The sequence below is a fragment of the Sphingomonas trueperi genome (assembly GCF_011927635.1).
GTDB lineage: Bacteria > Pseudomonadota > Alphaproteobacteria > Sphingomonadales > Sphingomonadaceae > Sphingomonas > Sphingomonas trueperi.
In genome coordinates this window covers 388,236-400,300 of sequence record NZ_JAATJB010000003.1, presented here as the reverse complement: position 1 = coordinate 400,300, position 12,065 = coordinate 388,236, and the positions used below count along the sequence as shown (strand labels likewise).

Below are 12,065 nucleotides of genomic sequence, written 5' to 3'. Positions count from 1 at the left end.
CCCCGAACGATCATCAGGAGGTTCGACATGAAAGCCATCGGTTACCACCAGCCCGGCAGCATCGACCGGGACGACGCGCTGCTCGACCTGGACATTCCCGCGCCCACCCCCGGCCCGCAGGACCTGCTCGTCCGGGTGAAGGCCGTCTCGGTCAATCCGGTCGACGTGAAGATCCGCGCCGGCAGCCCGGCGCCCGAAGGCGGGCCAAAGATCCTTGGCTGGGATGCGGCCGGCATCGTCGAGGCGGTGGGAGATGCCGTGACGTTGTTCCGTCGCGGCGATGCGGTCTTCTACGCGGGCGACATCACCCGCCCGGGCGCCAATGCAGAACTGCACACGGTCGACGCGCGTATCGTCGGTCACAAGCCGACCAGCCTCGACTGGGCCGAAGCCGCCGCGCTGCCGCTCACCGCGATCACGGCCTGGGAACTGCTGTTCGAGCGGCTGAACGTGCCGCACGGCCGCAAGCAGGCGCAAGGCAGCCTGCTGGTGATCAACGGCGCCGGGGGTGTCGGTTCGATCCTGATCCAGATGGCGCGCCGGCTGACCGGCCTCACGGTCATCGCCACCGCCTCGCGCCCGGAGACGATCGCCTGGGCCGAGCAGATGGGCGCGCATCATGTCATCGACCATCACAAGCCGCTGGACGAGGAACTCGTCCGCATCGGCCATCCGGAAGTCCACTATGTCGCCGGCCTCACCGCGTCGGATCGCTACCTGCCGCTGTTCCCCAAGATCGTCGCGGCGCAGGGGCACATCGCGCTCATCGACGATCCCGCGCACTTGGATATCGTGCCGCTCAAGCGCAAGTCGATCACCGTCGCGTGGGAGCTGATGTTCACCCGCGCGATGTTCCACACCCCGGACATGATCGAGCAGCATCGTCTGCTGGAGGAGGTAGCACAGCTCGTCGACGCCGGCGTATTGCGGACGACCTTGCGGGAGCGGATCGCCGGCATCCATGCCGCCAATCTGAAGCAGGTGCACGCCCTGCTGGAAAGCGGTCGCGCGATCGGCAAAACCGTGTTGGAAGCGCTGTAATCAGCCTGATGCCGCCTGCGGTGCAGGCCGGCGTATCGATCGCGCCGCTGCGGCGCGATCTCCCGACCGACCCCGCAGGGCCGGTAAACGCCGGGCCCCGAAAGGCCCGGCGTGAACCCATTACTTCTTGCCGAGCGTGAGGCCGCCGAAGCGCTTGTTGAAGCGCGCAACCTGGCCACCCTGGTCGAGCAGCTGACCGCGACCGCCGGTCCAGGCCGGGTGCGCGAGCGGATCGATCTCGAGCTGCATGAGATCGCCTTCCTTGCCCCAGGTGGAGCGCGTCTCGTACACGGTGCCGTCGGTCATCTGCACCTTGATCATGTGATAATCGGGGTGGGTGTTCTGCTTCACATCGAATTCCTTGAAAGAGGCCGCCGGTTTCCGACCGGCAGCGGACGCGCGCGCCTAGCAGAGCTGGGGCCCGCACGCAACCTCATTGCCGCATGCGCCACCAGCGGCGGAGCGCAACGAGCGACCAGATCGCCTCGACCAGCCCGAACGGCCAGGCCCCCTGCAGGAAGCCATAGGCCGATCCGAGCAGGCAGGCGCCGGCAAAGCCGAGCACCCACCAGGTCGAGCGCGCCTCCAGCGCATAGGTGACCAGCATCGCCGTCACCGCGAACAGGCCGAACCAGGTCAGTGCGTCCATGGTCCGGCCCTGGTCTCGATCACGTGGCGGGCGGATCGGCTATCATCGCGGTGAATTCGCATTCCGCCGCCACTTCGCCGTCGATCAGCGCCTTGCCGGCGAACTTGCTGACGCGCGAGCGCTTCTGCACGAACTCGACGTGCAGCTTGAGCAGCACTCCCGGCTCCACCGGCTTGCGGAACTTCACGTTGTCGATCGCCATGAAGTAGACCAGCTTGCCCGAGCCGCCGAGTTCCATCGACTCGACCGCCAGCACGCCCGACGCCTGGGCGAGCGCCTCGACGATGAGCACGCCCGGCATGATCGGCCGACCGGGGAAATGGCCCTGGAAAAAGGCCTCGTTGATCGTCACCGCCTTCACCGCCACGATCGACTTGTGGAGGATCAGCTCCTCCACCCGGTCGACCAGCAGCATCGGATAGCGGTGGGGCAGCGCCGCCATCACCCGCCCGATATCGAGCGGACCGATGTTGCTGCCCCCCTGCTCTCCCCCGCTCACCGCGGTTCGGGCTTGGCCGGCTTGGTCGCCGGGGCGGCGGCCGGCCGGGCGGCACCCGGTGCCGCGGCGGCACCCTGCTGCTGTTGCTGCTGCGCGCGGGCGGCGGCGAGCTGATAGGCGCGACGCTTCAGCTCGTTCACCTGCTGCTGGAACTGCACGGTGCGCTGCTGCGGCTGCCAGTTGGCCGGCGGGGTGATCGCGACGGTCGGGGTCTTGTCGAGCTCGGCGACGACGGCGTCGCTGATGTCCACCGCGTCGGGGGCGTAGACGATCGCTTCCGGCTGCAGGATCACGTTGACCTTGCGGGCGTTGACGACCGACATCTGCGCCGCGTCATACAGCGCCAGGATCTTCTCGAACGCGAACAGCTCCGCCAGGATCGACGGCATCTGCAGCTTCTGGATTTCCTCGTTCGCCTGGTTCTGCAGGGTCATCAGCTGGGTGTAGTTCGGATCCTTGCGCGCAGCCGCGGCCTGCTCTTCGGCTTCCGAAACCTGGCCGTCCTTGTTGGTGTCGATCGTGGCGATCAGCGCACGGGCGTCGGTCTGGAACTTGGTCTGGCGGGCCTGGATCTGGTCGCGCACCGGCTTGTAGGTGGTGTCCAGCTGGCTCTCGGCGGTGGTGAACGCCTTGGCGCGGGTGATCACCTCCATCGTGTTGATGGTGGCGATGCCGGCGACCTGCGCCGAGGCCGGCGCAGCGACGGCCATCGCCGCGGAGGCGGCGAGCGCCGCCGCGAATACACGGTTCTTCGTCATTAGAACTGAGTCCCTACGTTGAAAGTGATGAGCTTCTTGTCGTCGCCGGGCTGGCTGACGATCGCCTTGGCAAGGTCGATGCGCAGCGGGCCGAAGGGCGAATTCCAGTTGACGCCGACACCCACCGAGATGCGCGGCGACGCGGTGCTGCCGCGATAGGCCTCGTAGAAAGGCGAGGTCGAGGTGAAATACTGCGTGTTGACCGAGGTGCCGGCGCAGGCGTCGGTCGTGCCCGCGGCATAGCCGACGGTGCAGCGCGTCAGCAGGCCCTGGTTGGTTCCCGAGCTCACCGTGTAGAGCGGGTTGCCCGCGCTGTCGAACACTGGATCCTGCTTCACCAGCAGCGTCGGGGAACCGTCGGCATTGAACAGCTTCTTACCCGAGGCGTCGGTCGCCTGGGTGAAATAGTTGTTCGTGGTCGGCTGACGGATCGAGAACAGCGAGCCCATCTGGACATAGATGGACGGGCGCAGGCCCAGCTCAGCCGCACCCGAGCCGAGCGGCAGCTCGAGCTCCGCCTTGGTCAGGTAATAGGCCTTGCCGCCGAGCGCGTCGTCGATGACCTGGTCGCGGTTGGTGATCAGCGCCTGGGTGCCGGCCAGCGGGTCGCCGCTATACTGGTAGCGCTGCACGCGCGGGCCGACGCCGCGAATGTCGAAGCCGCGGAACTGCGGCTCGCCGAGGTAGAAGCGATCGGTGATGCGGACCTCAGTGCCGTCGAGGCTCTTGATCACGCCGCCCTCGCCGGTGACCGAGAAGACGAAGCCGCTGCCGAGGCCCCAATATTTCGCGCCGTCGACCCGTCCGCGAACGTACCGGACGTCGCCGCCCAGCCCGGCCACGTCGGCACCGAACGAGATGCGCTGGCCGCGCGTCGGGCGCAGGCGGCTGTTGAGGCTGTCATAGATCAGCGACAGGCCGACCAGCGAGGTCAGGCGATTGCCCACCGCTTCGCAATAATAGCGGCCGGCCTTGAACGGATCGCACTGGCCGTTGGTGTAGAAGGTCGCCTGGTCGAGCGTGACGTCGTCCTTGGCCAGATAATAGCGGCCGGACAGCGTCCAGTATTCGGTCAGCGGCAGACCCGCGACCAGCTGGAAGCCGGTCGACACCTGGCGATAGGTAGTGTTGCGGTTGGTGCCGAGATAGTTGAACGAGTTATAGTCGCGACGGAAGATCGTCGCACCCAGCGCGATGTTGCTGTCGAACAGATAGGGCTCGGTGAAGCCCAGTTCCACCGACTTCGAATAGCTCGAATAGTCGGCCGAGATGCTCGCCGTCTGGCCCATGCCGCGGAAGTTGCGCTGGCGGATCGAGGCCTGGAGGATGAAGCGCTCGAGGCTCGAGAAGCCCGCCGACAGGGTCAGTTCGCCGTTCGGCTTCTCTTCCACGTTCGCGCCGAGCACGATGCGGTCGGGCGCCGAGCCTTCCTTGCGCTCGATCTCGAACTTGTCCTGGAAATAGCCCAAGCTGTTGATGCGGTCCTGCGAGCGCTTGACCAGGAAGGTGTTGAAGGCGTCGCCCTCGGCCACGCGCATTTCGCGGCGGATCACCTTGTCCTGCGTCTGGCGGTTGCCGGTGATCTCGACCCGCTCGATATAGGTGCGGTTCGCCTCGCCGATGTGGAAGTTCATCGACATCGTCAGCGCATCCTTGTTGCGCTGGAAGTCGGGGCGAACATCGGCAAAGGCATAGCCGAACAGGCCGGCGGTCTCGCTCAGCTGCTCGACCGTGTCCTCGACGGCCTTGGCGTTATACCACTGGCCTTCCTTGATCGGCAGTGCCGCGGCGAGCTTCTTGTCATCGAAGTCGCGGATCGCGCTGTCGACCGTCACCGGGCCGAATTTGTAGCGAGGGCCTTCCTCCACCACATAGGTGATGATGAAGTCCTTCTTGTCCGGCGTCAGCTCGGCCACCGCCGAGATCACGCGGAAATCGGCATAGCCCTCGGTCAGGTAGAACTGGCGCAGCTTCTGCTGGTCATAGGCCAGGCGATCCTGGTCGTAAGACGTGTTCGAGCTGAGGAAGTGCGACAGGCTGGCCACCTTGGTCGCCATCTGCGCGCGCAGCTTCTTGTCGCCGAACACCTCGTTGCCGATGATGTTGATCTGGCGGACCTTGGACTTCGCGCCCTCGTGGATCTCGAAGATCACGTCGACGCGGTTCTGGTCGAGGCTGACCATCTTCGGCTCGACGCGCGCGGCGAAACGGCCCTGGCGGCGATACAGCTCGATGATCCGCGCGATGTCGGCGCGCACCGCGGTGCGGGTGAAGATCTGACGCGGCTTGAGCTTGATCTCCTTGTCGATCTTGTCCTGCTTCAGCCGCTTGTTGCCTTCGAACACCACGCGGTTGATCACCGGGTTCTCGCGGATGCGGAGCACCAGGTTGCCGTCCTCGACGCCTTCGATCGCCACGTCGGCGAGCAGTTCCGAGGCGAGCAGGTCCTTGATCGCCTGGTCGATCGTCTCGTTGGTATAGCTGTCGCCCACGCGCAGGCGCGTGTAGCTGAGCACCGTCTCCGGCTCGATGCGCTGCGAGCCTTCCACCCGCAGCGACTTGATCGTGCGCACCACCGCCGGCGTCGCCGGAGCGGGTGCAGCCTGGGGCTGGGCCGCCGGCGCCGCGGGCTTCGCCGCGGTCTGCGCCTCTGCCGGCGCTACCACGCCCGACAGGATCGTCCCTGCCAACAGCGTAGCCGTCGCCCGCGCGCCCAAATTGCTTGCCTTGATCGCAGTCACCATCCCACCCCAGTCGGAATCCAAATATTGCCGGAACGCGCGCGGCATAGTGCCGCCCTGCACGAACCCCCTTAGCCGATCAAGCCGGCCAGATGCCTCCACACACCGAAAGCGCCCAGATCGTTGAGCGTCACGAACAGCATCAGGGCAAGAACTGCCAGCATGCCGCCACGGAACGCCCATTCCATCACCTGCGGCTCCACCGGGCGCCGGCGGACCGCCTCAACGGCGTAGAACAGGAGATGACCACCATCCAGTACCGGAACTGGCAACAGGTTGATGAATCCCAGATTAATGGAGACGAGCGCGATCAGGAAGGCAAACTCGATCGGCCCCATGGAAAGCCGTTCGCCCGAAACCTGGGCGATCTTGAGCGGCCCGCCCAGCTCGGCAACCGAGCGGCGGCCGGTGATGATCTGGCCCAGCCCGTCCACCGTCATGCGGACGATGTCAGCAGTGGTCCGCAGGCCCACGAGCGGGGCTTCGAGCAGTCCCACCGGCACCTGGGTCGAGCCCGCCGCGCCGATGCCGAGCTGGCCGATCTTGAATTCGTTGCCGAAGCGATCGCGCTCCAGCCGCGTGCCGATCACCGCATCGACGCTGCGCGCCGCACCGCCACGGACGAAATCGACCCGCACGGGTTCGTTCGGCCGCAACTGGGTGAACTGCACCATGTCGGCATAGGTCTCGACCGCGCGGCCGCCCAGGCCGGTGATGCGGTCGCCGGGCTGCAGGCCGGCCTTTGCGGCGGCGCTGCCCTCGATCACCGTGCCGATCACCGACGGCGTGCGGTTCTCGCCGAACATGAAGGCGAAGGCCGAGAGGATGACGATCGCCACCAGGAAGTTCATGATCGGGCCGGCGGCGACGATGATCGCGCGCTGCCACAGCGGCTTGGCCTGGAAGGTCTTGGCGCGCTCGCTCGCCGGCAGCTGCAGCCATTCGGGCGAAGGCTGGCTCGCCGGGTTCATGTCGCCGGCGAAGCGGACATAGCCGCCCAGCGGCAACAGGCTGAACTTCCAGCGCGTGCCGCGGCGATCGGTGATGCCGGCGATCTCGCGGCCGAAGCCGATCGAGAATTCCTCGGCCTTCACCCCGAAGAGGCGGCCCGCCAGATAATGTCCCAGCTCGTGCAGGAACACGAGCGGCCCGATCACCAGCGCGAACGCCAGAATGGTGAGCAGGATGCCGGGGGATTGGATCAAGCGACGCAGTCCTTCACTCGCTCAGCCGCGTAAAGCCGCGCCTCCGCGTCGATCGCCAGCACGGCATCGAGCGTTTCCGGCGCGGCCGGGTCATAGCGAGACAGCGTATCGGCAGAGATTGCGGCAATTTCAAGAAATCCGATCCGCCCGGCGAGAAAGGCCGCGACGGCGACTTCGTTGGCGGCATTGAGAATGGCCGGACGCGCCCCGCCCGCCTTCAATGCCTCCATCGCCAGCGCGAGCGCCGGGAAGCGATCGAGATCGGGATTTTCGAACTCGAGCTTGCCCACCGTGGCAAGGTCGAGCGGCGGGCACAGCGTCTCCATCCGCTCGGGCCAAGCCAGCGCATAGGCGATCGGCGTGCGCATGTCGGGCGTGCCGAGCTGGGCCAGCACCGATCCGTCGACATATTCCACCATCGAATGGACGACGGATTGGCGATGGACCAGCACGGCCAGTTGCTCGGCGGCGACCGGGAACAGGTGGAAGGCTTCGATCAGTTCGAGCCCCTTGTTCATCATCGTCGCGGAGTCGACCGAGATCTTGGCGCCCATCGACCAGTTGGGATGCGCCACCGCCTGTGCGGGGGTGATGTCGCGCATCGCTTCCTTCGGCGTCGCGCGGAACGGACCACCGCTGGCGGTAAGGATGATCCGGCGGACGCCCCTGGGCGCGGTGCGATCGAGGCACTGGAACACCGCATTGTGCTCCGAATCGACCGGCAGCAGCGTCGCGCCATGCGCGCGGGCCGCCGCCATCATCACCTCACCCGCCGAGACGAGCGACTCCTTGTTCGCGAGCGCGACGGTGCCACCGGCCTCCAGCGCGGCCATCACCGGCTTGAGCCCTGCGCTGCCGACGATCGCAGCCATCGTCCAGTCAGCACCCATCCGCGCCACGTCGCACACCGAATGCGCCCCGCCCATCGCCTCGACACCGCTGCCGGCCAGCCGCTCCTGTAGCGCCGGCAGGCATTTCTCGTCGGCGACCACGGCGCAGCGCGCGCGCGTGCGGATCGCCGCGGCAGCCAGCTTCTCGACATCGCAATTTGCGGTCAGCGCCACGACTTCGAAGGCGTGCGGATTTCGTTCGATCAGATCCAGCGTCGAGGTGCCGACCGAGCCGGTCGCCCCCAACACCGTGACGCGCTTCACCACCAGTATCCTCCCACGACCACCTGATGATGGATCGCAAAAAACAAAGCTGCAACCGGGGCTGCGAAGACAAGGCCGTCGAGCCGGTCGAGAATGCCGCCATGGCCGGGCAGCAGGTTGCTCGAATCCTTCACGCCCGCGACCCGCTTGAGATGGCTCTCGTACAGGTCGCCGATCTGCGAGGCGAAGGCTACCAGCGGCGACACCGCGACCAGCCACCAGCCGATCGCGCTCCCCGGCGCCAGCGCGACATAGCCGGCGGAGAACAGGATCGCGGCAACCAACCCGCCGATCAGCCCCGCCCAGGTCTTGTTCGGGCTGATCGAGGGCGCGAGCTTGGGCCCACCGATCGCGCGACCGGCAAAATAGGCGCCGCTGTCGCACACCCAGACGATCGCCATCGTCCACAGCGTCGCGGCAAAGCCCTGCGGATGGTCGCGGAGCAGCAGCAGCGCGAGCACCGGCAGCCCGACATAGACCTGCCCCGCCGCCAGCTTGGCGTTCCGCGTCACGATCGCGACGAAGAAGAACGCGCCGAACACCAGCCCCAGCGCCAGAAACCCCGGGCCGGCGGCTGCCGGGCTCAGGATCGCCAGCGGCACCATCATCACATATTGGGCGAGCCGGCGCTGGCGCTCGTCCTGCGCCAGCAGCGCCCATTCGCCGATCATCAGCACGGCCATCACCGTGACGACCAGCCAAAAGCCCCAGCCGCCCGCCCATAGCGCGGCGAGCGCGAGCCCGACCAGCGCGAGCCCGACGACGGCACGTTTCGGAAGATCGGAATTCTTGCTCACAGGCCCCCGAAGCGCCGCTGGCGCCGCCCGAACTGAGCCAGTGCGTCGGCCAGCGCGCGCTCGTCGAAATCGGGCCACAGCGTGTCGACGAACAGCAGCTCGGCATAGGCCGCCTGCCACAGCAGGAAATTGGAAAGCCGCTGCTCGCCCGAGGTGCGGATCATCAGGTCGAGCGGCGGCAGGCCCGCCGTCTCCAGCTCGCTTTCGAACCGCGCCTCGTCGATCGCGGCGGGATCCAGCGTACCGTCGCGCGCCTGCTCGGCGAGACGCCGGGCAGCCGCGAGCAGTTCGGCCTGCGCGCCATAGTTGAGCGCCAGCACCAGCGTTGGCCCGGTGTTGACCGCGGTCCGCGCGATCGCCGCCTCGATCATCGTCACCAGATCGGGCGAGAGCTCACGCCAGCCGCCGATCACCCGCAGCTTGACGCCGTCGGCGACGATCTGGTCGAGCTCGCGCTCGAGGAACTGCCGCAGCAGCCCCATCAACGCGCCGACTTCCTCTTCCGGGCGCCGCCAGTTCTCGGAGGAGAAAGCGTAGAGCGTCAGCACCTCGATGCCGAACGACCGCGCCGCGCGCGCGACGCGGCGCACCGCCTCCACGCCCTGGCGATGGCCGGCGACGCGGGGCAGCAGGCGCTTCTTCGCCCAGCGCCCGTTGCCGTCCATGATGATCGCGACATGGCGGGGCGGCGGAGCTTCGCCGCCCGAAGCGGAGGCCAGCTTAACGGCCACCGCGCCCTGCCCTTTCGGCCGCACCAGAATGCCCGGCGCGGATCACTTGCCCAGGATTTCCTTTTCCTTGGCAGCCGCCGCCGCGTCGATCTCGGCGATCGTCGCGTCGGTGATCTTCTGGACCTCGGTCTCGTGGCGCTTGCGCTCGTCCTCGCCAAACACGCCCTTCTTCTCGTCGGTCTTCAGGCTGTCCATGCCGTCGCGACGCACGTTGCGCGCGGCGATACGGGCCTTTTCGGCATATTGGTTGGCGAGCTTGGCGAGCTCCTTGCGGCGCTCCTCGGTCAGGTCGGGAATCGGCAGGCGCAGCGTCTGGCCGTCGACGATGGGGTTGAGGCCGAGCCCGGCCGAGCGGATCGCCTTGTCGACGGGGCCGACGTTCGACTTGTCCCACACCTGCACCGAAAGCAGGCGCGGCTCGGGCGCCGAGACGGTCGCCACCTGGGTGATCGGCATGTGCGAGCCATAGACCTCGACGGTCACCGGATCGAGCAGCGTGGTCGAGGCGCGGCCGGTGCGGAGACCGGTCAGATCGTGCTTGAGCGATTCCACGGCGCCGGCCATGCGGCGCTCGAGATCTGCCTTGTCATATGCGGCCATTTTCGGCGTTCCTTGAAGCTTGGGTACAGTGGGTTACGCGGCGTCCGCGTCCTGGACGATGGTGGAAGTCCCCTCGCCCCGGAGCACCGAGGCGAGATTCCCCTCGCCGCGGATGTTGAACACCACGATCGGGATATGGTTGTCGCGGCACAGCGCGACGGCCGAGGCGTCCATCACCTTCAGATTGTCGGCGAGGACGCGGTCGTAGCTCAGCGTCTCGTAGCGCTTCGCGGTCGGCACCTTCTTGGGATCGGCGTCGTACACGCCGTCGACCGAGGTGCCCTTGAACAGCGCGTCGCACTTCATCTCGGCGGCGCGCAGCGCGGCGGTGGTGTCGGTGGTGAAGAACGGCAGGCCGGTGCCCGCGGCGAACAGTACGACGCGGCCCTTCTCCATGTGGCGCTCGGCGCGGCGGCGGATATAGGGCTCGCACACGCTGGCCATCGGGATGGCGGACTGGACGCGGGTCTCGACGCCCACCTTCTCGAGCGCGTTCTGCATGGCGAGCGCGTTCATCACGGTGGCGAGCATGCCCATATAATCGGCGCTGGCGCGGTCGAAGCCTTGCGCTGCACCGGCAATGCCGCGGAAGATGTTGCCGCCGCCCACGGTCATGCAGATTTCGAGGCCGCTTTCCTTGGCCTCCTTCACCTCGAGCGCGACGCGCTCGCAGGTCTCGGGATCGATGCCGAACTGACCCTGGCCCATCAGGACCTCCCCCGACAGCTTGAGAAGGATGCGGCGGACGGTCGGTGCGGTCATGGTTTTCCTGAGATCTTGAGAAGCGGACAGCGAAGCGGCGCGGACCCTAGAGGAGCCGCGCCGCGCGAACAAGCGTCGATGCCGGGGAAAAGCCGTCGAAACGACCTTGCCCCGACGCGCCTGATTACTTGGTGAGACCGGCGGTCGCCGCCACTTCGGCAGCGAAGTCGCTCTCTTCCTTCTCGATGCCTTCGCCGAGCTGGAAGCGGACATAGTCCTTCAGCACGATCGCCGCGCCCGAATCCTTCGCCGCCTTGGCGATGACGTCCGACACCGGGGTCTTGCCGTCCATCACGAACAGCTGGCTCAGCAGGGCGTTTTCCTTGGCGAACTTCTTCACCGCGCCATCCACCATCTTCTCGATGATCTCGGCCGGCTTGCCGCTCTCGGAGGCCTTTTCGGCCGCGATCGCGCGCTCGCGGGCGAGCACGTCCTGGTCCAGGCCGCTCTCGTCTAGCGCCAGCGGGAAGGCGGCGGCGATGTGCATCGCCAGCTGCTTGCCGAGCGGCTCGAGCACGTCGACACCGGCTTCCGATTCGAGCGCGACGAGCACGCCGATCTTGCCGAGGCCCGGGGCCGCCGCATTGTGGACGTACGGGATCACCGCGCCCTTGGCGACTTCGACCTTCTTGGCGCGACGCAGCACCTGGTTCTCGCCGATCGTGGCGATGTTGGCGGTCAGCGTCTCGTCGACGGTCTGGCCCGACTCCATCTTCGCGCCCTTGATCGCGGCGATATCGTCACCGGCTTCCAGCGCCAGCGCGGTGGTCTCGCGGACGAAGTTCTGGAAGATCTCGTTCTTGGCGACGAAGTCGGTCTGCGAGTTGACCTCGACGGCGACGCCCTTGGTGCCGGCAACCGCCAGGCCGACCAGACCCTCGGCCGCGGTGCGGCTCGACTTCTTGGCGGCAGCGGCGAGGCCCTTGGCACGCAGCCAGTCGGCCGCGGCTTCCATGTCACCGTTGGTCTCGGAGAGCGCCTTCTTGCAATCCATCATGCCGGCGCCGCTCTTCTCGCGGAGTTCCTTGACGGCGGCTGCAGTGATCTCGGCCATGTCTCTATTCCTCAGTTAAAAGTCGGGCGGAGCAGTGCGTGCGCCCTGCCCCGCCCCGATTACGGTTCGATGAC

At 67.0% G+C, this 12,065-nt stretch carries 13 protein-coding genes; 1 reads left to right on the top strand and 12 read right to left on the bottom strand.

Annotated elements, in window-relative coordinates:
- The first annotated feature begins 27 nt into the window (after nt 1-27).
- On the top strand, nt 28-1,041 hold the full coding sequence (locus tag GGR89_RS07685) for a zinc-binding alcohol dehydrogenase family protein (protein ID WP_125974350.1): 1,014 nt from the start codon (nt 28-30) through the stop codon (nt 1,039-1,041).
- 120 nt (nt 1,042-1,161) lie between these two features.
- On the opposite strand, the gene rpmE is transcribed toward GGR89_RS07685, so the two are convergent.
- The 12 genes from rpmE to tsf all read right to left on the bottom strand — a co-directional run bounded on the left by rpmE (nt 1,162) and on the right by tsf (nt 11,991).
- Nucleotides 1,162-1,392 (bottom strand): 50S ribosomal protein L31, encoded by a 231-nt coding sequence (gene rpmE, locus GGR89_RS07680; protein WP_064313046.1) that lies wholly within the window; start codon nt 1,390-1,392, stop codon nt 1,162-1,164.
- 82 nt (nt 1,393-1,474) lie between these two features.
- A complete protein-coding gene (locus tag GGR89_RS07675) occupies nt 1,475-1,690 on the bottom strand; it encodes a hypothetical protein (RefSeq protein WP_125974352.1) in 216 nt (71 codons plus the stop codon).
- A gap of 19 nt (nt 1,691-1,709) precedes the next feature.
- Nucleotides 1,710-2,189, bottom strand: a complete 480-nt coding sequence (gene fabZ, locus GGR89_RS07670; RefSeq protein WP_125974354.1) for a 3-hydroxyacyl-ACP dehydratase FabZ — start codon at nt 2,187-2,189, stop codon at nt 1,710-1,712.
- Nucleotides 2,186-2,947, bottom strand: coding sequence for an OmpH family outer membrane protein (locus GGR89_RS07665; RefSeq protein WP_125974357.1), 762 nt, complete (start codon nt 2,945-2,947; stop codon nt 2,186-2,188). The genes fabZ and GGR89_RS07665 overlap by 4 nt, the downstream gene beginning before the upstream one ends.
- Nucleotides 2,947-5,691 carry an outer membrane protein assembly factor BamA gene (gene bamA, locus GGR89_RS07660; protein ID WP_206434276.1) on the bottom strand — a complete coding sequence of 915 codons (2,745 nt, stop codon included), beginning with the start codon at nt 5,689-5,691 and terminating at the stop codon, nt 2,947-2,949. Before bamA ends, GGR89_RS07665 begins: the two co-directional genes overlap by 1 nt.
- Nucleotides 5,692-5,759: 68 nt before the next feature.
- Nucleotides 5,760-6,893: a M50 family metallopeptidase gene (locus GGR89_RS07655; protein ID WP_125974359.1), complete on the bottom strand. Its 1,134-nt coding sequence runs from the start codon at nt 6,891-6,893 to the stop codon at nt 5,760-5,762.
- Nucleotides 6,890-8,047, bottom strand: coding sequence for a 1-deoxy-D-xylulose-5-phosphate reductoisomerase (locus tag GGR89_RS07650; RefSeq protein ID WP_167712853.1), 1,158 nt, complete (start codon nt 8,045-8,047; stop codon nt 6,890-6,892). Before GGR89_RS07650 ends, GGR89_RS07655 begins: the two co-directional genes overlap by 4 nt.
- Entirely contained in the window at nt 8,044-8,844 is an 801-nt protein-coding gene (locus GGR89_RS07645) for a phosphatidate cytidylyltransferase (RefSeq protein ID WP_125974363.1), read from the bottom strand. The genes GGR89_RS07650 and GGR89_RS07645 overlap by 4 nt, the downstream gene beginning before the upstream one ends.
- Nucleotides 8,841-9,509 carry a polyprenyl diphosphate synthase gene (gene uppS / locus GGR89_RS07640; RefSeq protein WP_241213473.1) on the bottom strand — a complete coding sequence of 223 codons (669 nt, stop codon included), beginning with the start codon at nt 9,507-9,509 and terminating at the stop codon, nt 8,841-8,843. The genes GGR89_RS07645 and uppS overlap by 4 nt, the downstream gene beginning before the upstream one ends.
- Before the next feature lie 108 nt (nt 9,510-9,617).
- Nucleotides 9,618-10,175, bottom strand: a complete 558-nt coding sequence (gene frr / locus GGR89_RS07635; protein WP_125974365.1) for a ribosome recycling factor — start codon at nt 10,173-10,175, stop codon at nt 9,618-9,620.
- Nucleotides 10,176-10,208: 33 nt separating this feature from the next.
- Entirely contained in the window at nt 10,209-10,937 is a 729-nt protein-coding gene (gene pyrH, locus GGR89_RS07630; RefSeq protein WP_125974367.1) for a UMP kinase, read from the bottom strand.
- A 124-nt stretch (nt 10,938-11,061) separates the two neighbouring features.
- On the bottom strand, nt 11,062-11,991 hold the full coding sequence (gene tsf, locus GGR89_RS07625; protein ID WP_125974369.1) for a translation elongation factor Ts: 930 nt from the start codon (nt 11,989-11,991) through the stop codon (nt 11,062-11,064).
- Nucleotides 11,992-12,065 lie beyond the last annotated feature (74 nt).